Here is a 24,852-nt window from a genome sequence, read left to right as displayed (position 1 = left end):
TACAACCTGTCTTGAGCAATCCCGCGCCGTTCCTGGCACGTGCTGGATCAGAAATATCGGTTCGGACATGCCTTCGGCCAAACGCAACGGACTTTTAAACAGATGCCCGACAGCTTAAACCGTTCGATTGCGGAGCAAAATTGATTGATGGCACTGCGCCGGCTCGGCAATGAAACAAGACATGTCGGGAAACAATTCCGACAGGGGTTTCTGATTTACAGGGCATTTCTGCTTTTTTCGACTAATTACTCTAAAAACCGCTTTTCAGCGCCCGGAATATTTCTATTCTGTGCACATGACCGGTTTATGCCCGAAAGACCGGTGCGGTTCAGTCGGCACATTGCGGCTGCTGAAAAGGGGGGAAGGGCGATGCGGTTTTTTGCAGTTTTCTTTGACGTTTAGAAGGACATCGTCCATGTCGAAAGTACAGAACATCACCGAATTGTTGGGAATCCTTCCGTGTCTGACCCTGGGGCGACGAAGACGCCGACTCAATAGCGAGGAAATGAAACTGGTGGAGCGCTATCGGGAGCTCTCGGAGAGCGACAGGATTGCGATGAGGTATCTGGTGGATGCTATGAGGAGTGTTTCGAGGTTTTGAAGCAATGGGGCATCCCGTCCTGGCTGGATGCCCTCATCTACCAATCCTGGGAACGCTCGGATCGCTGATGCAGCACGCGCAGAACTTGTACCTGGCCTTGGGAAAATCGGTAAGGGGCGATAAAGGGAAAACGGCCAAGTACCAACTCTCGGACATCGGGCATGCCTGAAGGCCTGCCCGAGCCGGGAAACTGTTCCAACAGTTCAAAGGATTGCAACATCGTGGAAATGATTTCGAGAGCGGCTTTTGCGCCAACTACCTTTCGGTAGTGTTCGTGAATGGCATCGAGATCGCTATCGGCTTTTTCAGTCAGTACTACGCTCGGCACGTTTTGCCCACTTAGCCTTCACGGCATCCAGATCGGTGAGTTTCCCCGCGTCGGCATCGGCGATGCCGTCACTGATGGCTTGCAGATGCCAGGACTCGGCTTCCACATATCGAACCAATGCACGCTTGAGATGGTACTGACGATCTCTGTCGGTCGCTGCAGCCAATAAATCCAGCTGCTGTGCCAATTGTTCTTCGACGCGAAAAGACAAAACGGGTGAGGCCATGATGGCTCTCCTAGGGTGTATACGCTGTAAACGACGTAAACACCCTAGGCCGAGCCAGGGGTTTCGTCAACCGCAGGCGTGCATGGGCTGCACGAAACTCTAGTGCGGCGAACACGAACGAGAGAGAGGGATGTGTTGCCAGATGCTAGCGCAACGAGATGGGGTTAACCGACTCAACGCCCGTCTGGGGGGATATCCATATTCAATCCTTGTCGGTTTTTTGGAGCGCCCCGGCACCACGAAGGCACCGGGGCGAATGCCGTTACCGGCTGACTTTCCAGGCATCCCCCGCAGGCGCCGTGCCATGGTCATACGGCTTGGCGATCCACATGTAGAGCAGACCCAAACCAATCACGATGGCAGTGCTCAGGACCATCGCGTAGTTGATGTACCACGCGGCATCCGGCGTGCGTGGCCAGGCCATGTTGATGATGGCACCGACACCATAGACCAGTGCGCCGATGTTCACTGCCCAGCCCCAGGCGCCGAGGGTGAATTTGCCGCTTGGTTTCCAGCCCTTCATGCGGGCGTACAGGGCCGCGAGCACGATCATCTGGAACGCCAGGTAGATGCCGATGGCCGCGAAGCTGACGATGGTGGCGACCGCGTCTTGCAGGAAGAAACCGAGGATGATGATCAGCGCCGGCAGGACACCGGACACGAACAGCGCGGCAACTGGAACCTGAGTCGTAGGGGAAATCTTTTTCAGCAGTCGGCTGCCGATGACCATTTCATCACGGGCGTAGGAATACAGCAGACGACTGGCCGCCGCTTGCAGGCTGATCACGCAGGAGATGAAGGAAATCATCACCACGCCCATCACCACTTTCGAACCCACCGGGCCGAAGGCGTTGTTGAGGATGGTGGTGACTGGATCCTTGTCGGTACCGTTGATCACGGCCTGCATGTCCGGCACGGCCAGGATCAGCGCCACGCAGGCGAACATCGCCGCGATCCCGCCGATGTAGATGGTCATGCGCATGGCCACCGGGATCTGCTTGCTCGGGTTCGGGGTTTCTTCGGCCACGTCGCCGCAGGCCTCGAAGCCGTAGTACAGGAACATCCCCGCCAGCGAAGCGGTGAGGAACGCTGGCAGGTACGAGCCGTCGACACTGATATCAAAGGTGTTGAACAACACGCTGATGGGTTGATGACGCTCGAAAATCAGCAGGTAAACGCCGACGATCACCGCGCCCACTAGCTCACAGAGGAAGCCGAACATGGCGATCCGCGCCAGCACTTTGGTGCCGCTGAGGTTGACCAGAGTGGCAAACAGCGTCAGGAACAGGGCGATGATGATGTTGGTGTTGTCGCTCGGTTCAAAGCCCATCATGGCGGCGAGGTACGGACCGGCACCTACGGCAACCGCCGCGATGGTCACGCACAGGGCGATGGAGTAGATCCAGCCGACCATCCACGCCCAGCGCTTGCCCACCAAGCGGCGAGCCCATGGGTACACGCCGCCGGAAATCGGGAACTGCGAAACCACTTCGCCGAAGATCAGGCACACCAGCAACTGGCCGCAACCGACCAGCAAGTAAGCCCAGAACATCGGTGGCCCGCCCGCGGCCAGGCACAGGCCGAACAGGGTATACACCCCGACGACCGGGGATAGGTAAGTGAAGCCCAGGGCGAAGTTTTCCCACAGGCTCATGCTGCGGTTGAAGTTGGAGGTGTAGCCCAGCTTGCGTAGTTGCTCGGCATCGCTGTCGGCAAGGGCTGCAGAGAGATCGGGTGATGCACTCATGTGTAGTTACTCCGGAAAATCGGCAGATTTCGGATGTCCGAAACCGTGACGGGGCCTTGAAGGCACCGCCCGGATCGGTGGTTATTGTTTTGTCTTCTTTGGGGTGGAGCCTGGTGGTGCTGGGTGCCGGTTTCTTCCTTGAAGTTGCGGTGACGCCATCGCGAGCAAGCTCGCTCCTACATGGACTGCGCAGTACCTGTGGGAGCGAGCTTGCTCGCGATGCTTTTTCTAGTGCTTGAACATCACATGCCGCACAACGGTGTAGTCCTCCAACCCGTACATGGACATGTCCTTGCCATAGCCGGACAGTTTCTGACCTCCGTGAGGCATTTCACTGACGAGCATGAAGTGTGTATTCACCCAGGTGCAGCCGTACTGCAAACGGGCCGACAGGCGATGGGCACGGCCGACGTCGGCGGTCCACACGGAAGAGGCCAGGCCGTACTCCGAATCGTTGGCCCAGCCCAGCACCTGTGCTTCATCGCTGAATCTGGTCACCGACACCACTGGCCCGAACACTTCGCGGCGCACGATCTCGTCGTCCTGCTGCGCGTCGGCCAGCACGGTCGGTTCGAAGAAGTACCCGTCGCCGTCGACAGCTTTACCGCCAGTGATCAGGCGGATATGCGGCTGGGCTACGGCGCGTTCGACGAAACCGGCCACGCGGTCGCGGTGTTGCGCGGTGATCAGCGGGCCGAGTTCGGTCGATGGATCATCCTGCAAGCCGTACTTGATGCTGCTGACGGCCGCTCCGAGTTTCTCGACGAACTTGTCGTAGATGCCTGCCTGGGCATAGATGCGGCAGGCGGCGGTGCAGTCTTGCCCGGCGTTGTAGAAACCGAAGGTGCGGATGCCTTCGACGGCGGCGTCGATATCGGCGTCGTCGAAGATGATCACCGGGGCTTTGCCGCCCAATTCCATGTGCATGCGTTTGACGCTGTCGGCAGTGCTGGAAATGATGTTCGAGCCGGTGGCAATCGAGCCGGTCAGCGACACCATGCGCACTTTCGGGTGGGTGACCAGAGGGCTGCCGACGGTAGGGCCACGACCGAACACCAGGTTGAGCACACCAGCCGGGAAAATGTCCGACGCCAGTTCGGCCAGGCGCAGGGCGGTCAGTGGGGTTTGTTCCGACGGCTTGAGCACCACGGTATTACCGGCGGCCAGGGCCGGGGCGATTTTCCAGGCGACCATCATCAACGGGTAGTTCCAGGGCGCGATGGAGGCGATCACGCCCACCGGGTCGCGGCGGATCATCGAGGTGTGGCCGGGCAGGTATTCGCCACCGGCCGAACCGCTCATGCAGCGGCTGGCGCCGGCGAAGAAGCGGAACACGTCGGCAATCGCCGGGATCTCGTCGTTCAGCGCGGCGCTGTAAGGCTTGCCGCAGTTGTCCGATTCCAGTTTGGCCAGCTCTTCGCCATGGGCCTCGATGGCATCGGCGAGTTTGAGCAGCAGCAGCGAACGCGCTTTCGGCGGGGTCTGCGACCAGCTGTCGAACGCGGCGTCGGCGGCGCGTACGGCTGCATCGACCTGGGCTGCGCTGGCTTCGTTGATTTCCACCAGCACACGACCCTGTGCCGGGTTGAACACCGGTTGGGCGGGGCCTTCGCCGCTTTGCAGTTGGCCGTTGATCAAGAGTTTGGTTTGCATGGCTCTGTCCTCACTAACACTTTTATTTTGCTGCCTGAACCGGATCTAAATGTAGGAGTGAGCCTGCTCGCGATAGCGGTCTTACAGTCGACATCACTGTTGAATGACAGTCAGTCATCGCGAGCAGGCTCACTCCTACAGGGATTCGGTTCCTTCAGTGGTTATTTGGTTACTTCCCGCCGCTACCGGCAACGCTTTCGCCGCCCCGGGTCAGGTAATACGCACCAAGAATCGGCAGCATGGTCACCAGCATCACCAGCATCGCCACGACGTTGGTCACCGGCACGTCCCGTGGGCGGCTGAGCTGGTTGAGCAGCCACAGCGGCAGGGTGCGTTCATGGCCGGCGGTGAAGGTGGTGACGATGATTTCGTCGAACGACAGGGCAAACGCCAGCATGCCGCCGGCCAGCAACGCCGAGCCGAGGTTCGGCAGGATGATGTAGCGGAAGGTCTGCCAGCCGTCGGCGCCGAGGTCCATCGAGGCCTCGATCAAGCTGTGGGAGGTGCGGCGCAAGCGGGCGATGACGTTGTTGTAGACAATCACCACGCAGAAGGTCGCGTGGCCGACGATGATGGTGAACATCCCCGGCTCGATGCCCAATGTCTTGAAGGTCGCCAGCAACGCGATCCCGGTGATGATCCCCGGCAGGGCAATCGGCAGGATCAGCATCAGCGAGATGCCTTGCTTGCCGAAGAAGTCCCGGCGGTACAACGCGGCGGACGCCAGCGTGCCGAGGACCATGGCGATCAGGGTGGCAATCGAGGCGATCTGCAACGACAGCTTGATGGCTTCGAGCACGTCCGGCCGTGAGAACGCCACGCTGAGCCACTTCAGGGTGAAGCCCTTGGGCGGAAAGCTGAACGCAGCGTCTTCGGTGTTGAAGGCGTACAGGAAGATGATCAGGATCGGGAAGTGCAGGAACAGCAACCCGCCCCAGGCGGCAATGCGCAGGCCGAGAGAGGCCTGCCCTTGAGATGAAGATTCAGAGTGCATCGAAGGCCCCCAGTCGTTTGACGATGGACAGGTAGATGGCGATCAGCACGATCGGCACCAGGGTGAACGCTGCGGCCATCGGCATGTTGCCGATCGCGCCTTGCTGGGCATACACCATGCTGCCGACGAAGTAGCCGGGCGGGCCGACCAGTTGCGGTACGATGAAGTCGCCCAGGGTCAGCGAGAAGGTGAAGATGGAACCTGCGGCGATACCCGGGATCGACAGCGGCAGAATCACTTGCGTAAAGGTCTGGCGCGGCTTGGCACCGAGGTCGGCGGAGGCTTGCAGCAGCGACGGCGGCAGGCGCTCCAGCGAGGCCTGGATCGGCAGGATCATGAACGGCAACCAGATGTAGACGAATACCATGAAGCGCCCCAGATGCGAGGTCGACAAGGTGCTGCCGCCAACGCCCGGAATGCCCAGCACCAATTGCAGAACCGGTTCCAGCCCCAGGTGCTGCACGAACCACTGCGCCACGCCACCCTTGGCCAGCAGCAGCGTCCAGGCGTACGCCTTGACGATGTAACTGGCCCACATCGGCATCATCACCGCGATGTAGAAAAACGCCTTGGTCTTGCCCGTGGTGTAGCGCGCCATGTAGTAGGCAATCGGGAACGCGACGACGGCGCTGGCCATCGACACGACAATCGCCATGCCCAGGGTGCGCAGGATGATGTCGAAGTTCGACGGCTGGAACAGCGCGGTGAAGTTCGCCAGGGTCAGGTCAGGGGTGACCGCCATGGTGAAGTCATCGAAGGTGTAGAAACCCTGCCACAGCAGCACCAGCAACGAGCCCAGGTAGATCGCGCCGAACCACAGCAGCGGTGGCACCAGCAGCATCGACAGGTATAGGTTTGGCCGGCGATACAGCAGGTTGGAGAACCGGCGCAACGGCGAGCCGCCCGACTGGGTTTGGGAGATAGCCAGGGTGTTCATGTCACACCCCGCCCGCAACGGTGTCGTGCAATGCAATCATGGCTTCACGCGCCCAGCGTGCACTGATGCGTTGGCCGGTCTGGTGTTGTGCGCTGGTGTCCTGCCATTGGTTGTTGGCCTGGCTGATGTTCAGGGTCTGGCCGTTTTCCAGTTTCAGCTCGTAGCGGGTGGCGCTGCCCTGGTACTGGATATCGTGGAGCAAGCCGGTGACTTCGATTTCGTGGCTGGCCAGCGGGCCTTCGGCGAAACGCACATGCTCCGGGCGAATCGAGAACGGCTGCGGGTTGCCACTCAACTGCCTGGCCAGGTCGCCGCGAATCACGTTGGAAGTGCCAACGAATTCCGCCACGAAGGTGGTGGCCGGTTTCATGTACAGGTTGCGCGGACTATCGACTTGTTCGATGCGGCCCTTGTTGAACACGGCCACGCGGTCGGACATCGACAGTGCTTCGGTCTGGTCGTGGGTGACGAAAATGAAGGTGATGCCGAGCTGGCGTTGCAGCTTCTTCAACTCGCCCTGCATTTGCTCGCGCAGTTTCAGGTCGAGTGCACCGAGGGGTTCGTCGAGCAGCAGCACCCGTGGACGGTTGACCAAAGCGCGGGCGAGGGCCACACGCTGGCGCTGACCACCGGAGAGCTGCACCGGCTTACGCTCGCCGTAGCCGCCGAGGGCGACCATCTCCAGGGATTCTTCGGCGCGCTTGAGGCGTTCAGCCTTGCCGATGCCTTTAACCTTCAAGCCGTAGGCGACGTTGTCGCGAACGTTCATGTGCGGGAACAGCGCGTAATCCTGGAACACGGTGTTCACGTCACGCTGGTACGGCGGCAGGCCGGCGGCCTCTTCGCCATGAATCCGGATGGAACCTGCGCTCGGTTGTTCAAAACCGGCGATCAGGCGCAAGCAGGTGGTTTTGCCCGAGCCGGAAGGCCCCAGCATGGAGAAAAACTCGCCGTCCTGGATGTCGATGGAAACCCGGTCAACGGCTTTCACTTCGCCGAACTGACGGGAAACGTTGGTGAACTGGACTGCAAGCGTCATGGTGCGGTGCTCCAAAAAGGCGAAGGCCGTCGCAGCGGCCCTGCCTGGACTTCTGAAAAAACGAACATCTTTTATCTGCCAGCCGAGCGCGGAAGCGGCAACGACGGTGATCAAATGTGGGAGCGAGCTTGCTCGCGATGGCGGAGTGTCAGTCGATAGAGATACTGACTGTAATGCCCTCATCGCGAGCAAGCTCGCTCCCACAGGGGAGGGCGGGTTACCTGCCGCCCATGATCGCGATGTAGTCCTGGGTCCAGCGGCTGTACGGTACGAACTTGCCGCCTTCAGCTTGCGGGGTTTTCCAGAAGGCGATCTTGTCGAACTGGTCGAATCCGTTGGTCTTGCAGCCTTCGGCGCCGAGCAGTTCGCTCTCCTTGCACGCCGCCGGAACCGCTGGCAACGAGCCGAACCACGCCGCTACGTCACCCTGGACTTTCGGTTGCAGCGACCAGTTCATCCACTTGTAGGCGCAGTTCGGGTGCTTGGCCTCGGCGTGCATCATGGTGGTGTCGGCCCAACCGGTGGCGCCTTCTTTCGGGATGGTCGAGGCGATTGGCTGCTTCTCGTTCATCAGGCCGTTGACCTGATACGGCCACGCGCCGGAGGCGACCACGCCTTCGTTCTTGAAGTCGCTCATCTGTACCGTGGTGTCGTGCCAGTAGCGGTGGATCAACGGCTGCTGGGCGCGCAACAGGTCGAGCACGGCCTTGTATTGGGCTTCGGTCAGTTCGTAGGGGTTCTGGATGCCCAGTTCCGGCTTGGCGGTCTTCAGGTACAGCGCCGCGTCGGCGATGTAGATCGGGCCGTCATAGGCCTGCACACGGCCCTTGTTCGGCTTGCCGTCCGGCAGGTTTTCCGCATTGAACAGCACGCCCCAACTGGTGGGCGCGGTCTTGAACACGTTGGTGTTGTACATCAGCACGTTCGGGCCCCACTGATACGGGGCGCCGTAGGTCTGCTTGTTGACCACGTACCACGGTCCATCCTTGAGGCGCGGGTCGAGGTTTTTCCAGTTCGGGATCAACGCGGTGTTGATCGGCTGTACACGCTTGCCGACGATCAGGCGCAGAGAGGCATCGCCGGATGCGGTGACCAGGTCATAACCGCCCTTGGCCATCAGGCTAACCATTTCATCGGAGGTGGCCGCGGTCTTGACGTTGACCTTGCAGCCGGTTTCCTTCTCGAAACCGGTCACCCAGTCGTAGGCCTTGTCGCTCTCGCCACGTTCGATGTAGCCGGGCCAAGCCACAATATCCAGTTGGCCTTCGCCCGCCCCGACAGCTTTGAGCGGCTCGGCGGCCTGGACACTGGCACTGGCCAGCAGCGCGGTGGTGATTGCACTGAGCAGTGCGGTCTTGTGCACGAACATGGGAATTCCCTCTTCTTTAATTATGGTCGGGGCAGTGTCTTGAACGTGGTGAAGCATGCCGTTGGTGGCTTGTTATAAGCGTAGTCAGAGATGCTCGCCATGGCGGGCCATGATGTGCCGCACCACGCTGTAGTCCTGAAGCGAATCGCTGGACAGGTCTTTGCCGTAGCCCGAACGCTTCAGGCCGCCATGGGGCATTTCGCTGACCAGCATGAAGTGGCTGTTGATCCAGGTGCAGCCGTACTGCAAGCGCGCCGCGACCTGCATGGCCTTGTCGAGGTTCTGGGTCCAGACCGACGAGGCCAGGCCGTATTCCGAATCGTTGGCCCAGTCCACCGCTTGTTCCAGTTCATCGAAGCGAGTCACGGTGACCACCGGCCCGAACACTTCGCGCTGGACGATTTCATCGCCTTGCTTGCAGCCGGCCAACAGGGTCGGCTGGTAATAGAAGCCGGCACCGGAATGCACGGCTGCGCCGGTCACCCGCTCGATGTGCGGCTGGCCGAGGGCGCGTTCGACAAAACTGGCCACGCGGTCGCGCTGGCGGGTGCTGATCAGCGGGCCGATTTCATTGTCGGCGTCGCGTTTGCCGGCGAAGCGCAGGCTGCTGACGGCCGCGCCGAGTTCGACCACCAAACGGTCATGAATCCCGGCTTGGGCATAAATGCGGCAGGCAGCGGTACAATCCTGGCCTGCGTTGTAATAGCCGTAGGTGCGCACGCCTTCGACCACGGCCTGAATGTCGGCATCGTTGCAGACGATCACCGGGGCCTTGCCGCCGAGTTCGAGGTGGGTACGTTTGAGGGTTTTGGCGGCGGCTTGAAGAATTTTCTGGCCAGTGACGATATCGCCAGTCAGCGACACCATGCGCACTTTAGGGTGATTCACCAGGTGGCTGCCGACGCCTTCGCCACCACCGCAAACGATGTTGATCACACCCCGTGGCAGGATCTCGGCCAGCGCTGGCGCCAGGGCGAGGATCGACAGCGGCGTGTGTTCCGACGGCTTGAACACCAGGGTGTTGCCGGCGGCGAGGGCCGGGGCGATTTTCCACGCGGCCATCATGATCGGGTAGTTCCACGGCGCAATCGACGCCACGACCCCGATAGGATCGCGACGGACCATGCTGGTGTAGCCCGGCAGGTATTCGCCGCTGAGTTGGCCGGTCTGGCAGCGCACGGCACCTGCGAAGAAGCGGAACACGTCGACCGTGGCATTCAGGTCATCCTGACGGGCCAGGTGCAACGGCTTGCCGCAGTTCATGGATTCTAGGCGGGCCAGCAGGTCGGCATTTTTTTCGATGGCGTTGGCGATCTCCAGCAACAGGTTCGAACGCTGTTGTGGCGTGGTGCGTGACCAACCGGCAAAGGCTCGGTGGGCGGCGAGGATCGCGGCTTCGACTTGCTCGGTGCTGGCTTCGGCGATCCGGGTCAGGACTTCCCCGGTGGCGGGGTTGAGAATCGGCTCGACGCAGCCTTGACCGGCGACTAATTCACCATCGATCAACAATGCGGTGAACAACGGGGTCTGCGCGCCAGCCATTTTTCGGGTTCTCGTTTTTTGTGTGGCTTCTTGTGTAGACATGGCAGCGCTCCCAGTGGCTGGGGCCCGGCCGTCTTTATTAGATGCAACAAGACTAGTTCGCGGACCCGAGGACAACAAATACTAAATACTGAAGGTGGCGTTCGATTAAATAGATGGCTTGCGCCCGCCTTGGGGTTGTTCGCGGGCGACCGTGAGAAACGGGTCCACCAGCGCCGGCCGCGCGGTACCGCGACGCCACGCCAGGCCGACATCCAGGGTCTGGCTGAGGTCGGCAATCGGCCGCGCTTCGATGATGTCGCCCTCCAGTGACCACGGGCGATAGGTCATGTCGGGCTGGATCGACACGCCCAATCCGGCGGCCACCAGGCTGCGCACCGCTTCGGTCGAAGCCGTGCGCAGGGTGATGCGCGGTTGCAGTGAGGCTGCTGACCACATGCGCTGGGCGTTGCGGTCCATTTCATCGACGTTCAGTTGAATCAAAGGCTCGCGGGCCACGTCGGCGAGGTTGATGCTGTCGTGTTCCAGCAACGGGTGCTGGGCCGGCAGCCATAGCCGGTGCGGTGAGTGGGTCAGCACTTCGGTCTGCAAGGCGTGGCGGTCTTCGAGGTTGGACAGGATCAGTACGCCGACATCGATCTCGCCGCTGACCAGCAAATGCTCGATGTAGGGGCGCTCATCCTCCATCACGCGGATTTCCACGTTGGGGTAGGCGCGCTGGAAGCGGGTGAGCAAATCCGCCAGGTAATAACCGGCCACCAGGCTGGTCACGCCGACGATCAACTGTCCGGCGACCTGATCGGTGCTCTGTTGCAGGCTGCGCTTGGCGTTATCCACCGTGGCCAGGATCAAGTGCGCCTGACGCAGGAATTGATGGCCCTGGTGGGTCAGGGTCATGCCCTTGGCATGGCGGCTGAACAGGCTGACGCCGATTTCCTCTTCCAGTTGCTGGATCGCCAGGGTCAGGGTCGACTGGGAAATGAACGCGGTTTGTGCGGCGGCGGAGATAGAGCCAGTCTCGGCCACGGCGATGAAATGACGGATCTGACGCAAGGTCATCATGGGAAAGCACCCGGTGGGCTGTTTTTATCGATTGGTGAGAGTGTATATCGTTTTTTCTGATAGGTAGGCGCAAGCGGCAATGCGCGCATTGAGGGGATGCAACATCTGGAAGCACTCTCGCCGACGGGACGTGGGCACTTTCGATCTAGGCTGGTGGCCTTGGTTTCAGGTTAAACGTCTTGTGGAGGCGGCAAATGAACACCCGTGGATTGCTCGATCAACTACTCAAATCCGGCCAGGACCTGTTGCAGAACAAGGCCGGTAGCTCCCAGCAAAAGGGTGCGAGCGGTGGCACCAGTGTCCTCGGTAGCTTGCTCTCCGGCGCGAGTGGCGGGGCATTGGCGGCAGGCGCCATGGGCTTGCTGCTCGGCAGCAAAAAGGCCCGTAAAGTCGGGGGCAAGGTTGCGGTCTACGGCGGTCTCGCCGCGTTGGGCGCGCTGGCTTACAAAGCCTACGGCAACTGGCAAGCGCAGCAGGGCGGTGCGGCCGGTACGGAACCGCAAACCCTGGACCGCGTGCCGGCCGCGCAAGTCGAGCTGCACAGTCAGGCGATTCTCAAGGCGCTGGTGGCGGCGGCCAAGGCTGACGGTCATGTCGATGAGCGTGAGCGTGCCTTGATCGAAGGCGAATTCACCCGGCTCGACAGCGATCAGGAACTGCAACACTGGCTGCACGCCGAGCTCAACAAGCCGCTGGACCCGAGCGATGTCGCCCGCGCCGCCCGCTCCCCGGAAATCGCCGCCGAGATGTACATCGCCAGCGTGATGATGGTGGATGAGGAAAACTTCATGGAGAAGGCCTACCTCGACGAGCTGGYGCGCCAGCTCAAGCTGGAGCCGGGGTTGAAGGCCGAGCTGGAGAAGCAGGTTCGCCAGGCTTCCCTGTAAACCTTCAGTCCGCCATCGCGAGCAAGCTCGCTCCCACAGGGGGATCTTCAGTGATCACAGATTTTGTGTACGCCAGAGATTCAATGTGGGAGCGAGCTTGCTCGCGATGGCGTTTTCGGCCACAACACCTCCCCAATGACTATTGCACGGTCCCTTTCTGCCCAATCATCCCAGGCACCCATCCCGCCTTTTTTCAACGGGATGAGAAGCGGTGCGCACCGTCTTATAAATGAAACACCACCCTCGGCTATACTCCCCGCATTTCGAATCAGGCCCCGAGGATTGACTGTGAAGAACTGGACGTTACGCCAACGCATTTTGGCGAGCTTTGCGGTAATTATCGCCATCATGTTGCTGATGGTGGTCGTCTCGTATTCCCGGCTGTTGACGATCGAAAACAGCGAGGCCAGCGTGCGTGAGGACGCTCTGCCAGGGTTGTATTACAGTTCGATGATTCGTGGCGCGTGGTCCGACAGTTATGTACGCATTCAGGCCATGCTCGGCCTGGAGGAAGGGCAGGGCTTCAGTGCCGAGGATGCCGCGAACTTCAAGGGCTTCGCTGAGCGGTTGAACGAGCAGATGGACCTCTACCGTGCAACGATTACCGACGAAGAAGACAGGGTCGATTACGCAGCCTTCGAAAAACTTCATGAGGACTACCACCGGATTCTGGCCGAGGTGATCGAGTTGTATAAACGCAACCAGAACGCCGAGGCCGTCAACATGTTCAAAGGTGAACTGACCCCGACCTGGATAGCGGGTCGAATGAAGGTCAATGACATCCTGCGTCATAACAAGACTGTGGCGGACAGAGAAATCGCGGCCATTGATGATGCGGTGCTCACCGCCAAAGTCATCATGGGCATTTCCCTGGCGATCGCGGTGCTGGCCGCCGCCCTCTGCGGCCTGTTGTTGATGCGCGCCATCATGGCGCCGATGAACCGCATCGTGAAAATCCTCGAAATCATGCGCACCGGTGACCTCAGCAGCCGCCTGAATCTGGAGCGCAAGGACGAATTCGGCGCGGTAGAGACCGGCTTCAATGACATGATGACCGAGCTCACATCCCTGGTGTCCCAGGCCCAGCGTTCGTCGGTGCAGGTGACCACGTCGGTGACCGAGATCGCCGCGACGTCCAAGCAGCAACAAGCCACCGCCACCGAAACTGCCGCCACCACCACGGAAATCGGTGCGACTTCCCGTGAAATCGCCGCCACTTCCCGGGATCTGGTGCGCACCATGACCGAGGTTTCCACCGCCGCCGATCAGGCTTCCGTAGCCGCCGGTTCCGGCCAGCAGGGCCTGGCACGCATGGAGGAAACCATGCACTCGGTGATGGGCGCAGCCGATCTGGTCAACGCCAAACTGGCGATCCTCAACGAGAAGGCCGGCAACATCAATCAGGTGGTGGTGACCATCGTCAAGGTCGCCGACCAGACCAACCTGTTGTCGCTCAACGCCGCCATCGAGGCCGAGAAGGCCGGGGAATACGGACGCGGTTTTGCCGTGGTCGCCACCGAAGTGCGGCGTCTGGCGGACCAGACGGCGGTGGCCACCTATGACATCGAGCAGATGGTTCGCGAGATCCAGTCGGCGGTATCGGCCGGGGTCATGGGCATGGACAAGTTCTCCGAGGAAGTGCGTCGCGGCATGTCCGAGGTGCAGCAAGTCGGCGAGCAGTTGTCGCAGATCATCCATCAGGTTCAGGCGCTGGCGCCGCGGGTGCTGATGGTCAACGAAGGCATGCAGGCCCAGGCCACCGGCGCCGAGCAGATCAACCACGCGCTGGTGCAGTTGGGCGATGCCAGCAGCCAGACCGTCGAGTCTCTGCGTCAGGCCAGTTTCGCCATCGATGAGCTGAGCCAGGTGGCCGTCGGGCTGCGCAGCGGCGTTACGCGATTCAAAGTCTGATGAGCGAAATCTCGGCCAAACGCTCTGCCGTGAAGCAGGCGCCGCATGCATTGTTTCTGGTGTTCCGCATCGGCAGCGAGCGCTATGCGTTGCAAGCCATCGAGGTGACGGAAGTGCTGCCGCGCCTGCCCTTGAAGCCCATTCCCCATGCACCCGTCTGGGTCGCCGGGGTGTTCGCCTATCGGGGCACCGTGGTGCCGGTGATCGACTTGAGCGCACTGACGTTTGGTACGCCTGCGCAGGCCCGTACCAGCACGCGACTGGTGCTGGTCAACTATCGCCCGGATGAAACTACCGAAACACAGTTGCTCGGATTGATTCTGGAACAGGCGACCGACACCTTGCGCTGCGATCCGGCGGATTTTCAGCCCTACGGTCTGGACAATCGCCAGGCGCCTTACCTCGGGCCGGTGCGCAAGGACGAGCAGGGCTTGCTGCAATGGGTACGGGTCAGCGATCTGCTGGACGAACAGGTTCGCGCCTTGTTGTTCCCCTCGCCGCCACTGGATCCGGCGCTGTTGGAGGAGCGGCCATGAACAGCGATCAGCGTTTTTTCGACTTCCTCAAGGAGCGTATCGGACTCGACGTGACTTCCGTGGGGCTGGCAATCATCGAGCGAGCGGTGCGCCAGCGCAGCATTGCGGCGCAAGCACCCTCGGCCGATGAGTATTGGCGCACCTTGCAGGGCTCGCGGGACGAACAGCAGGCGTTGATCGAAGCGGTGATCGTTCCGGAAACCTGGTTCTTCCGTTATCCGGAATCCTTCGCCACCCTGGCGAAACTGGCGAGCAAACGTCTGGCTGAAATCAACAATCTGCGTGCGCTGCGGATCCTCAGCCTGCCGTGTTCCACTGGCGAGGAACCCTACTCGATCGCCATGGCATTGCTCGATGCCGGGCTCAAGCCGCACCAGTTCAAGGTCGACGGCATGGACGTCAGCCCGCTGTCGGTGGAAAAAGCCGGGCGCGCCTTGTACGGCAGGAATTCCTTTCGGGGCGACGACATTGCGTTTCGCGATCGCCATTTCATTGCCGAGGGTGACAGCTATCGCCTGAACCCGTGTGTGCAGGAGCAGGTGCGCTTGCAGGTCGGCAATCTGCTGGATCCGGCCTTGCTGGCCGGTGACCCGCCATTCGATTTCGTGTTTTGTCGCAACCTGCTGATTTACTTCGACCAGCCGACCCAGAAGCAAGTCTTCGAAGTGCTCAAATGCCTGACCCACGTTGACGGCGTGCTGTTTATCGGTCCGGCCGAAGGCAGTCTGCTGGGGCGTTTGGGGATGCGTTCGATCGGTATCGCACAGTCCTTCGCGTTCAGTCGACAGGGGACTCCGGACTTCGAACCCTTGCCGGCATTCGTTCCAGCACCATTGCCTGTGCCGCAACCGCTACGCAACCCACCGCCTGCGCCAGTGCGCAGTCGCCCATTTGCCAGTGTTGTTCCGCTGGCTTCTGCGCCGAAAACGTCTGGCACCGATACGGCCGTGCTGCTGGCGAACATCGCCGCGCTGGCCGATGAAGGCAAAAGCGCCGAGGCGAGGGCCGCTTGTGAAAACTATTTGCGCGGTCATGAACCGGTAGCCCAGGTGTTCTATTGGCTGGGACTGCTCAGCGATGTCGCCGGAAACGTCCTCGAAGCCCAGGGCTTTTATCGCAAGGCGTTGTACCTCGAACCGCAACATCCCGATGCGTTGATGCACTTGGCCGCATTGCTGCAGGCCCAGGGCGACGCGACGGGGGCCAGACGATTGCAGCAGCGTGCCGCCCGCAGCGAGCGCGCCGCCGACAGTGAGCGCGCCGCCGACAGTGAGCGTAAACGATGATCGCCACCGACACCTTTAGTGTCACCCGGGATGCCCAGGCCATCGACGACTGCTGGAACCGTATTGGTATCCACGGTGACAAGTCCTGCCCGTTGCTGGCCGAACATGTTCATTGCCGCAATTGTGCGGTGTATTCGGCGGCCGCCACACGCTTGCTCGATCGCTATGCGTTGCAGCAGGAGGATCGCGGGCCAGTGTCCGTCACGGTCGAGAGCGAGGTGAAAACCCGCTCGTTGTTGATGTTCCGTCTGGGTGAAGAATGGCTGGGCCTGGCCACGCGCAATCTGGTCGAGGTGGCGCCGCTGCAGGCGATTCACTCCTTGCCGCACCAGCGCTCCCGAGCCTTGCTCGGCGTAGCGAATGTGCGCGGCGCCTTGGTTGCCTGTCTGTCACTGGTGGAGCTGCTCGGCCTCGACGGCGCCAGCAACGTCGCACCCGGCACTCGGGTCATGCCGCGCATGCTGATCATTGCGGCCCACGGCGGGCCGGTGGTAGTGCCGGTGGACGAAGTCGACGGGATTCACGCCATCGACGAGCAAATCCTCGATACCGCATCGCGCTCGGGTGCTCAGGCCAGCGCCAAATACACCCGTGGCGTGTTGCAATTCAAAGGTCGCAGCCTGCGTTGGCTGGATGAAGAACAGCTGTTGTCCGCCGTGACCCGGAGCCTCACATGACCCCCGAGCAAATGCGCGACGCCTCTTTGCTGGAGCTGTTCAGCCTGGAGGCCGAAGCCCAGACCCTGGTCTTGAGTGTCGGCCTGCTGGCGCTTGAGCGCGACCCGACCCTGGCCGATCAACTTGAATCGTGCATGCGTGCGGCGCACTCACTCAAGGGGGCGGCGCGGATCGTTGGCGTCGATGCCGGGGTCAGCGTTGCCCATGTGATGGAAGATTGCCTGGTCAGTGCCCAGGAAGGGCGTTTGTTGCTGCGTCCCGGGCACATCGATGCGTTGTTGCAAGGCACCGATTTGCTGATGCGCATTGCCACGCCAGGCAGCACGCCGGGGGACGCGGACATCGACGCCTATGTGGCATTGATGGCGCGGATACTGGACCCGACGGCGCCGTTGATTGCACCAGCAGAACCGGTGATGGCCGAACTTCAACTCGAAGCACCCGCGCCCAAGGTCGAGTCGTTGGCGCCTGCCGACGAACAGCCATCGGCGCCAGCCCCGCGCAAGATCACACGCACCACCGAAAACGGCGAACGCGTGCTGCGTGTCACCGCCGAACGCCTGAACAGCCTGCTCGATCTGTCGAGCAAATCCCTGGTGGAAACCCTGCGGCTCAAACCGCACCTTGCGACCATGCAGCGCCTCAAGCGCATGCAGAGCAACAGCCTGCGTGCACTGGAGAGTCTCAACGTGCATCTCAAGGATCATGCCTTGAGCCTGGAGGCCCGGGAAGCCCTTGAGGATGCGCGCCGCTTGCTCGCGCAATCCCAGCAACTGCTCATGGAAAAGAACACCGAACTCGATGAGTTCGCCTGGCATGCCAGCCAGCGGGCACAGGTGTTATACGACACGGCGCTGGCCTGTCGCATGCGGCCGTTTGCCGATGTGCTGACCGGTCAGGTGCGTATGGTCCGTGATCTGGGGCGCGATCTGGGCAAACAGGTGCGACTGGAGATTGAAGGCGAGAAGACTCAGGTTGATCGCGACGTGCTGGAAAAGCTCGAAGCGCCGCTGACTCACTTGTTGCGCAATGCGGTCGACCACGGCATCGAAACCCCGGAACAGCGCCTGCTGGCGGGCAAGCCGGCGGAAGGTTTGATTCGCCTGCGCGCTTCGCATCAGGCCGGCCTGCTGGTGCTGGAATTGAGCGATGACGGTAACGGCGTGGACCTGGAAAAGGTCCGTCGCAGCATCGTTGAACGTAGTTTGTCGCCCGCGCAAACCGCCGCGCAGTTGAGCGAAGAAGAGCTGCTGACGTTCCTGTTCCTGCCCGGTTTCAGTTTGCGCGACACGGTCACCGAGGTGTCCGGTCGCGGCGTCGGCCTGGATGCGGTGCAGCATATGGTCCGGCAGTTGCGCGGCGCGGTGGTGCTGGAGCAGACGGCGGGCGAGGGCAGTCGTTTCCACCTTGAGGTACCGCTGACCCTGTCGGTGGTGCGCAGCCTCGTGGTGGAAGTCGGCGACGAAGCCTATGCCTTCCCGCTGGCGCATATCGAGCGCATGTGCGACCTGGAGCCGGCGGATATCGTGCAGGTCGAAGGCCGCCAGCATTTCTGGCACGAAGGCCGGCATGTCGGCCTGGTGGCGGCCAGTCAGTTGCTGCAGCGTCCGGCCAGTCAGAACAGCGGGCAAACCCTGAAAGTCGTGGTGATTCGCGAGCGCGATGCGATCTACGGCGTGGCAGTGGAACGGTTTATCGGTGAGCGGACATTGGTGGTGTTGCCGCTGGATGAGCGTCTGGGCAAGGTGCAGGACATTTCCGCCGGGGCCCTGCTCGACGACGGTTCGGTGGTGCTGATCGTCGATGTCGAAGACATGCTGCGTTCGGTGGATAAATTGCTCAACACGGGGCGTCTGGAGCGCATTGCCCGCCACAGCAATCAGGTGGTCGAGGCGGCCCGCAAACGAATTCTGGTGGTGGATGATTCCCTGACCGTGCGTGAGTTGCAGCGCAAGCTGTTGCTCCATCGCGGCTACGACGTGGCGGTTGCGGTGGACGGCATGGACGGCTGGAACGCGCTGCGTTCGGAGGATTTCGATCTGCTGATCACCGACATCGATATGCCGCGCATGGATGGCATCGAACTGGTCACGCTGCTGCGTCGGGACAATCGCCTGCAATCGCTGCCGGTGATGGTGGTGTCCTACAAGGATCGTGAAGAGGACCGGCGTCGTGGACTGGATGCCGGGGCCGACTATTATCTAGCCAAGGCCAGTTTTCATGACGACGCCTTGCTCGATGCGGTGGTCGAGCTCATCGGAGGAGCGCGGGCATGAGAATCGCAATCGTCAACGACATGCCCATGGCGGTGGAGGCCCTGCGCCGCGCCCTGGCATTCGAGCCGGCCCACGAGGTGGTCTGGGTTGCCGGCAATGGCGTCGAGGCGGTGCGCCAGTGCGCGCTGGACACGCCGGACCTGATTCTGATGGACCTGATCATGCCGGTGATGGACGGCGTCGAGGCCACGCGGCGGATCATGGCCGAGACCCCGTGTGCCATCGTCATCGTCACTGTGGATAGCCAGCAGAACGTGCACCGGGTGTTCGAGGCCATGGGCCACGGTGCGCTGGACGTGGTCGACACCCCGGCCATCGGCACTGGCAATGCCCAGGAAGCGGCCGCGCCGTTGTTGCGCAAGATCCTCAACATCGGCTGGCTGATCGGCGACAAGGGCAACCGCCCGCGTCCGGCGCCGACACCGTTGCGCAGCACGGGCTCACGCCAGAGCCTGATCGCCATTGGCTCATCCGCCGGTGGGCCGGCAGCGCTGGAAGTCTTGCTCAAGGGACTGCCGAGTGATTTCTCTCCGGCCATCGTGCTGGTGCAGCACGTTGACCAGGTGTTTGCCGCCGGCATGGCTGAATGGCTCGGCAGCGCCAGCGGCCTCAATGTGCGCCTGGCCGAGAACGGCGAGCCGCCGCAAAGCGGCACGGTATTGCTGGCCGGCACCAATCACCATATTCGCTTGCTGAAAAACGGCACGCTGGCCTACACCGCCGAGCCGGTCAACGAGATCTACCGGCCCTCCATCGATGTGTTCTTCGAGAGCGTGGCCAGTTACTGGAACGGTGACGCCGTGGGGGTTTTGCTCACCGGCATGGGGCGTGATGGCGCCCAGGGGCTTAAACTCATGCGCCAACAGGGCTTCCTGACCATCGCACAAGACCAAAACAGCAGTGCGGTGTACGGCATGCCGAAGGCGGCCGCGGCCATCGACGCTGCCGTGGAAATTCGCCCGCTGGACAAGATAGCACCACGATTGCTGGAGATTTTCGCCAAATGAGCACCTTTTTCCTCATTCCTGGCTCAAGTAGTACTCAGGTGACCGCACATGAATGAATTACAGCTCGACGGCTATAAGACCGACGAAAACGCCGCCATGGTGTTGCTGGTGGACGATCAGGCCATGATCGGCGAAGCCGTGCGCCGCGGTTTGGCGAACGAAGAGAATATCGATTTCCACTTCTGCGCCGACCCGCACCAGGCCATCGCCCACGCGGTCCGCATCAAGCCGACAGTGATCCTGCAGGATTTAGTGATGCCCGGCCTTGACGGCCTGAGCCTGGTACGTGAATACCGCAATCACCCGGCGACCAAGGACATTCCGATCATCGTCCTGTCGACCAAGGAGGATCCGTTGATCAAGAGCGCGGCCTTTGCGGCCGGAGCCAACGATTATCTGGTCAAGCTGCCGGATAACATCGAACTGGTCGCACGCATCCGCTATCACTCGCGCTCCTATATGACCCTGCTGCAACGGGATGCGGCGTACCGTGCGTTGCGGGTCAGCCAGCAGCAGTTGCTCGACACCAACCTGGTGCTGCAACGCCTGATGAACTCCGATGGCCTGACCGGGTTGTCGAACCGTCGGCACTTCGATGAATACATGGAACTGGAGTGGCGCCGTTCGCTGCGCGAGCAAAGCCAGTTGTCGTTGCTGATGATCGATGTGGATTACTTCAAGGCTTATAACGACAGCTTCGGCCACCTGGAAGGCGATGAAGCCCTGCGCAAGGTCGCCGCGGCGATCAAGGACGCCAGTGCCCGGCCTTCGGACCTGCCGGCCCGATACGGCGGTGAAGAGTTTGCCCTGGTGCTACCCAACACTTCCCAGGGCGGTGCACGGCTAGTGGCGGAAAAGCTGCGCATGACCGTGGCCGCCCTGAAGATCCCGCACATTTCACCGAACGAAGGTTCGAGCCTGACCATCAGCATCGGCCTGTCGACTATCACGCCGAAAGCAGGCAGCAACTGCCGCGACCTGATCCTGGCGGCGGACAAGGGGCTGTATTCGGCGAAGAACAATGGGCGTAATCAGGTTGGGGTGGAGTGATCTCCCCTATTTCCTGAGTCCATGGACTGACACTCCGTCATCGCGAGCAAGCTCGCTCCCACAATGGCCTCAATCGCCGTAAAGAACGTCTGCAACCCTGCCTTTTCGGCCAAGCGGACTGCCGTTACCGACCGTTTCCCGGTATACTCGCCGGCTTTCAAAAGTTCGCCAACGAGTGCTGCCCGTCATGGAAATCAACCCGATCCTGAACACCATCAAGGACCTGTCTGAGCGCTCCGAAACTATTCGGGGGTATCTTTGACTACGATCAAAAGCATGAGCGTCTGACCGAAGTCAATCGCGAGCTTGAAGATCCGAGTGTCTGGAACAAACCTGAATACGCCCAGGAACTGGGCCGCGAGCGCGCTGCGCTGGCGCAGATCGTCGATACCCTGGACGAGTTGAACACTGGTCTGGCCGATTGCCGCGACCTGCTGGACATGGCCGTTGAAGAGAACGACGAAGGCGCAGTGGGCGATGTCGTCGCCGAGCTGGCCCGTCTCGAGGAAAGTCTGGCCAAGCTGGAATTCCGCCGCATGTTCAGCCACGAAATGGACCCGAATAACGCCTACCTGGACATCCAGGCCGGTTCCGGCGGCACCGAAGCCCAGGACTGGGCCAACATTCTGCTGCGCATGTACCTGCGCTGGGCCGACAAACGCGGTTTCGACGCGACCATCATGGAACTGTCGGCCGGTGAAGTCGCCGGGATCAAGGGCGCGACCGTGCACATCAAGGGCGAATACGCGTTTGGCTGGTTGCGGACCGAGATCGGCGTGCACCGTCTGGTGCGCAAGAGCCCGTTCGACTCCGGCAACCGTCGCCACACCTCGTTCTCCGCGGTGTTCGTCTCGCCAGAGATCGATGACAAGGTGGAAATCGAAATCAACCCGGCAGACTTGCGGATCGACACCTATCGCTCCTCCGGTGCCGGTGGTCAGCACGTAAACACCACCGACTCGGCCGTACGTATCACCCACGTACCGACCAACACCGTGGTCAGCTGCCAGAACGAACGTTCCCAGCACGCCAACAAAGACACCGCCATGAAAATGCTGCGGGCCAGGTTGTACGAGCAGGAAATACAGAAGCGCAACGCGGCGTCCCAGGCGCTGGAAGACACCAAGTCCGATATCGGCTGGGGTCATCAGATCCGTTCGTACGTGCTCGATGCCTCGCGGATCAAGGATCTGCGCACCAACATCGAACGCAGCGACTGTGACAAGGTGCTCGATGGCGACATCGACGAATACCTGGAAGCGAGCCTGAAATCGGGGCTGTAATACGCTGACACACCGCGATCCCTGTAGGAGCCGGCTTGCCGGCGATCCCCGACCGCAGGCCGGGGACAACGAACCAGATGGAATATTTAAAGACATGAGCGACCTAGAACTCGACCCGCAAGCCCTGCAACAGGAAGAAAACTCCCTGATCGCCCTGCGCAAGGAAAAGCTTGCTGCCGAGCGCGCCAAGGGCAATGCCTTCCCGAACGACTTCCGCCGCGAAAACTACTGCGAGCAACTGCAGAAACAGTACGCGGACAAGACCAAGGAAGAGCTGGCAGAGGCTGCGATCCCGGTCAAGGTTGCCGGTCGCATCATGCTCAACCGTGGCTCGTTCATGGTGATCCAGGACATGACCGGGCGCATCCAGGTCTACGTCAACCGCAAGACCCTGTCCGAAGAAACCCTGGCCGCGGTGAAAACCTGGGACATGGGCGACATCATTGCAGCCGTTGGCACCCTGGCCCGTTCCGGCAAGGGCGACCTGTACGTTGAAATGACCAACGTGCGCCTGCTGACCAAATCCCTGCGCCCACTGCCGGACAAGCACCACGGCCTGACCGACACCGAACAGCGCTACCGCCAGCGCTACGTTGACCTGATCGTCAACGAAGACGTGCGCCAGACGTTCCGCGTGCGTTCGCAAGTCATCGCGCACATCCGTAGCTTCCTGATGAAGCGTGACTTCCTGGAAGTGGAAACGCCGATGCTGCAGACCATTCCTGGCGGCGCGGCAGCCAAGCCGTTCGAAACCCACCACAATGCGCTGGACATGGGCATGTTCCTGCGTATCGCGCCGGAGCTGTACCTCAAGCGCCTTGTTGTTGGCGGGTTTGAGAAAGTGTTCGAGATCAACCGCAACTTCCGCAACGAAGGCGTTTCGACTCGTCACAACCCTGAATTCACCATGTTGGAGTTCTACCAGGCCTACGCCGACTACGAAGACAACATGGACCTGACCGAAGAGCTGTTCCGCGAACTGGCGCAGCTGGTTCTGGGCAGCACCGACGTGCCATACGGCGACAAGGTGTTCCACTTCGGCGAGCCGTTCGTGCGTCTGTCGGTGTTCGACTCGATCCTCAAGTACAACCCCGAGCTGACCGCTGACGACCTGAACGACATCGACAAGGCTCGCGCCATCGCCAAGAAGGCCGGCGCCAAGGTGCTGGGCTTCGAAGGCCTGGGCAAGCTGCAGGTGATGATTTTCGAAGAACTGGTCGAACACAAGCTGGAACAGCCGCACTTCATTACCCAGTACCCGTTCGAAGTGTCGCCGCTGGCCCGTCGCAACGACGACAACCCGAACGTCACCGACCGTTTCGAGCTGTTCATCGGTGGTCGTGAAATCGCCAACGCCTACTCCGAGTTGAATGACGCGGAAGACCAGGCCGAGCGCTTCATGGCCCAGGTGGCCGACAAGGACGCCGGCGACGACGAAGCCATGCACTACGACGCCGACTTCGTTCGTGCGCTGGAGTACGGCATGCCGCCAACGGCGGGTGAGGGCATCGGTATCGACCGTCTGGTGATGCTGCTGACCAACTCCCCGTCGATCCGCGACGTGATCCTGTTCCCGCACATGCGGCCGCAAGCGTAAGTGTTTCAATTAAAAAGCCGCCTTTGAGGCGGCTTTTTATTGCCTGTCTGGTACAAACGTATCAACTTGTTACTTTCATCTGAGAGGAAATACCTGTCGTGATTCGTGCAATGGCTCAAGAAGGTGCAGCGGGTATCGCCACTGCGGTCGCTGAAAGCGTTCAGTACCAGGGCCGCAAGGCCAGCCGACAGGGCAGCGAACAGCGACGACAGGAAATCCTGGATGCCGCCATGCGCATTGTCGTGCGTGACGGCGTACGGGCCGTACGGCACCGTGCGGTGGCCGCCGAGGCGCAAGTACCGTTGTCGGCGACCACTTACTATTTCAAGGATATCGATGACCTGCTCACCGATACCTTCGCCCAATACGTGGAACGCAGTGCGGCGTACATGGGCAAGCTTTGGGTGAACAACGAGGGCCTGCTGCGCGAGATGATCGACAGTGGCGATGGCAGCCCGCAGGCGCGCTCGAAACTGGCGGATGACATTGCACGGCTGATGACCGATTACGTTCACCGGCAACTGGTCAATCGCCGTGAACATTTGATGGCCGAACAGGCGTTCCGTCAGGAGGCATTGCTCAACCCGCGCCTGGCCGAACTGGTGCGCTCGCATCAGCAAATCCTCTTGCAGGGCTCTTGCCAGCTGTTCCAGGTGCTGGGCTCGCGCGAGCCGCATCAGGATGCCAAGGTGTTGACGGCGATTATCGGCCGGATGGAATATCAGGGCCTGCTCAACGTAGACGAGCCTGCCGCCGAAGAGGAAATGCTCGGCATCCTGACACGCTACATGCACCTGGTGCTGGCGTCGGTGTGACGCGATCCCCTGTAGGAGCTGCCGCAGGC

22 protein-coding genes are annotated in these 24,852 nt (G+C 61.1%); 12 read left to right on the top strand and 10 right to left on the bottom strand.

What is annotated here, in order from left to right:
- Positions 1–415: 415 nt before the first annotated feature.
- Positions 416–601, top strand: a complete 186-nt coding sequence (locus AC1DXW_RS05510; protein WP_477752338.1) for a hypothetical protein — start codon at positions 416–418, stop codon at positions 599–601.
- Between the two features lie 37 nt (positions 602–638).
- Here AC1DXW_RS05510 and AC1DXW_RS05505 read toward each other — a convergent pair whose 3' ends face one another.
- The 10 genes from AC1DXW_RS05505 to AC1DXW_RS05460 all read right to left on the bottom strand — a co-directional run bounded on the left by AC1DXW_RS05505 (position 639) and on the right by AC1DXW_RS05460 (position 11,498).
- Positions 639–929, bottom strand: coding sequence for a type II toxin-antitoxin system RelE/ParE family toxin (locus AC1DXW_RS05505; RefSeq protein WP_082562882.1), 291 nt, complete (start codon positions 927–929; stop codon positions 639–641).
- Positions 907–1,155, bottom strand: a complete 249-nt coding sequence (locus AC1DXW_RS05500; protein ID WP_056721085.1) for a CopG family ribbon-helix-helix protein — start codon at positions 1,153–1,155, stop codon at positions 907–909. Before AC1DXW_RS05500 ends, AC1DXW_RS05505 begins: the two co-directional genes overlap by 23 nt.
- A gap of 262 nt (positions 1,156–1,417) precedes the next feature.
- Positions 1,418–2,902: an APC family permease gene (locus AC1DXW_RS05495; RefSeq protein WP_477752339.1), complete on the bottom strand. Its 1,485-nt coding sequence runs from the start codon at positions 2,900–2,902 to the stop codon at positions 1,418–1,420.
- A 228-nt stretch (positions 2,903–3,130) separates the two neighbouring features.
- Complete coding sequence (locus AC1DXW_RS05490; RefSeq protein WP_477752340.1) at positions 3,131–4,555, bottom strand: gamma-aminobutyraldehyde dehydrogenase; 1,425 nt, start codon at positions 4,553–4,555, stop codon at positions 3,131–3,133.
- A 169-nt stretch (positions 4,556–4,724) separates the two neighbouring features.
- Positions 4,725–5,549, bottom strand: a complete 825-nt coding sequence (locus AC1DXW_RS05485; RefSeq protein WP_477752341.1) for an ABC transporter permease — start codon at positions 5,547–5,549, stop codon at positions 4,725–4,727.
- Positions 5,539–6,486: an ABC transporter permease gene (locus AC1DXW_RS05480; RefSeq protein ID WP_477752342.1), complete on the bottom strand. Its 948-nt coding sequence runs from the start codon at positions 6,484–6,486 to the stop codon at positions 5,539–5,541. The genes AC1DXW_RS05485 and AC1DXW_RS05480 overlap by 11 nt, the downstream gene beginning before the upstream one ends.
- Before the next feature lies 1 nt (position 6,487).
- Positions 6,488–7,525 (bottom strand): ABC transporter ATP-binding protein, encoded by a 1,038-nt coding sequence (locus tag AC1DXW_RS05475; RefSeq protein WP_477752343.1) that lies wholly within the window; start codon positions 7,523–7,525, stop codon positions 6,488–6,490.
- Positions 7,526–7,742: 217 nt separating this feature from the next.
- Positions 7,743–8,894 carry a putative ABC transporter substrate-binding protein YdcS gene (gene ydcS, locus AC1DXW_RS05470; RefSeq protein ID WP_477752344.1) on the bottom strand — a complete coding sequence of 384 codons (1,152 nt, stop codon included), beginning with the start codon at positions 8,892–8,894 and terminating at the stop codon, positions 7,743–7,745.
- Positions 8,895–8,978: 84 nt separating this feature from the next.
- Positions 8,979–10,478 carry a gamma-aminobutyraldehyde dehydrogenase gene (locus tag AC1DXW_RS05465; RefSeq protein WP_477752345.1) on the bottom strand — a complete coding sequence of 500 codons (1,500 nt, stop codon included), beginning with the start codon at positions 10,476–10,478 and terminating at the stop codon, positions 8,979–8,981.
- Between the two features lie 105 nt (positions 10,479–10,583).
- Positions 10,584–11,498, bottom strand: a complete 915-nt coding sequence (locus tag AC1DXW_RS05460; protein WP_477752346.1) for a LysR family transcriptional regulator — start codon at positions 11,496–11,498, stop codon at positions 10,584–10,586.
- Between the two features lie 194 nt (positions 11,499–11,692).
- Between AC1DXW_RS05460 and AC1DXW_RS05455 the strand changes: the two genes are divergently transcribed.
- The 11 genes from AC1DXW_RS05455 to AC1DXW_RS05405 all read left to right on the top strand — a co-directional run bounded on the left by AC1DXW_RS05455 (position 11,693) and on the right by AC1DXW_RS05405 (position 24,823).
- A complete protein-coding gene (locus tag AC1DXW_RS05455) occupies positions 11,693–12,385 on the top strand; it encodes a tellurite resistance TerB family protein (protein ID WP_477759822.1) in 693 nt (230 codons plus the stop codon).
- Positions 12,386–12,673: 288 nt separating this feature from the next.
- Positions 12,674–14,296 carry a methyl-accepting chemotaxis protein gene (locus tag AC1DXW_RS05450; protein ID WP_477752348.1) on the top strand — a complete coding sequence of 541 codons (1,623 nt, stop codon included), beginning with the start codon at positions 12,674–12,676 and terminating at the stop codon, positions 14,294–14,296.
- On the top strand, positions 14,296–14,832 hold the full coding sequence (locus AC1DXW_RS05445) for a chemotaxis protein CheW (protein ID WP_477752349.1): 537 nt from the start codon (positions 14,296–14,298) through the stop codon (positions 14,830–14,832). Before AC1DXW_RS05450 ends, AC1DXW_RS05445 begins: the two co-directional genes overlap by 1 nt.
- Positions 14,829–16,118: a CheR family methyltransferase gene (locus AC1DXW_RS05440; protein WP_477752350.1), complete on the top strand. Its 1,290-nt coding sequence runs from the start codon at positions 14,829–14,831 to the stop codon at positions 16,116–16,118. Before AC1DXW_RS05445 ends, AC1DXW_RS05440 begins: the two co-directional genes overlap by 4 nt.
- The gene (locus AC1DXW_RS05435) at positions 16,115–16,795 is read left to right on the top strand and encodes a chemotaxis protein CheW (protein WP_477752351.1); all 681 of its coding nucleotides are present in this window, start codon (positions 16,115–16,117) and stop codon (positions 16,793–16,795) included. The genes AC1DXW_RS05440 and AC1DXW_RS05435 overlap by 4 nt, the downstream gene beginning before the upstream one ends.
- Entirely contained in the window at positions 16,792–19,071 is a 2,280-nt protein-coding gene (locus AC1DXW_RS05430; protein WP_477752352.1) for a response regulator, read from the top strand. The genes AC1DXW_RS05435 and AC1DXW_RS05430 overlap by 4 nt, the downstream gene beginning before the upstream one ends.
- Positions 19,068–20,078 (top strand): chemotaxis-specific protein-glutamate methyltransferase CheB, encoded by a 1,011-nt coding sequence (cheB, locus tag AC1DXW_RS05425; RefSeq protein ID WP_477752353.1) that lies wholly within the window; start codon positions 19,068–19,070, stop codon positions 20,076–20,078. Before AC1DXW_RS05430 ends, cheB begins: the two co-directional genes overlap by 4 nt.
- A gap of 48 nt (positions 20,079–20,126) precedes the next feature.
- Complete coding sequence (locus AC1DXW_RS05420; protein WP_477752354.1) at positions 20,127–21,128, top strand: diguanylate cyclase domain-containing protein; 1,002 nt, start codon at positions 20,127–20,129, stop codon at positions 21,126–21,128.
- 187 nt (positions 21,129–21,315) lie between these two features.
- Positions 21,316–22,411, top strand: a protein-coding gene (prfB, locus tag AC1DXW_RS05415; protein WP_185754790.1) for a peptide chain release factor 2 whose coding sequence is annotated in 2 segments (ribosomal slippage) — positions 21,316–21,387 and positions 21,389–22,411 — 1,095 coding nt in all. Because the reading frame shifts where the segments join, the coding sequence is not laid out codon by codon here.
- Positions 22,412–22,505: 94 nt separating this feature from the next.
- Positions 22,506–24,008, top strand: a complete 1,503-nt coding sequence (lysS, locus tag AC1DXW_RS05410; RefSeq protein WP_477759821.1) for a lysine--tRNA ligase — start codon at positions 22,506–22,508, stop codon at positions 24,006–24,008.
- A gap of 98 nt (positions 24,009–24,106) precedes the next feature.
- A complete protein-coding gene (locus AC1DXW_RS05405) occupies positions 24,107–24,823 on the top strand; it encodes a TetR/AcrR family transcriptional regulator (RefSeq protein WP_046041074.1) in 717 nt (238 codons plus the stop codon).
- Positions 24,824–24,852 lie beyond the last annotated feature (29 nt).

The organism is Pseudomonas sp. P4_C4 (genome assembly GCF_056402055.1).
Note: the sequence above shows the minus strand (reverse complement) of the source record. Positions and strands in the feature narration are given on the sequence as shown.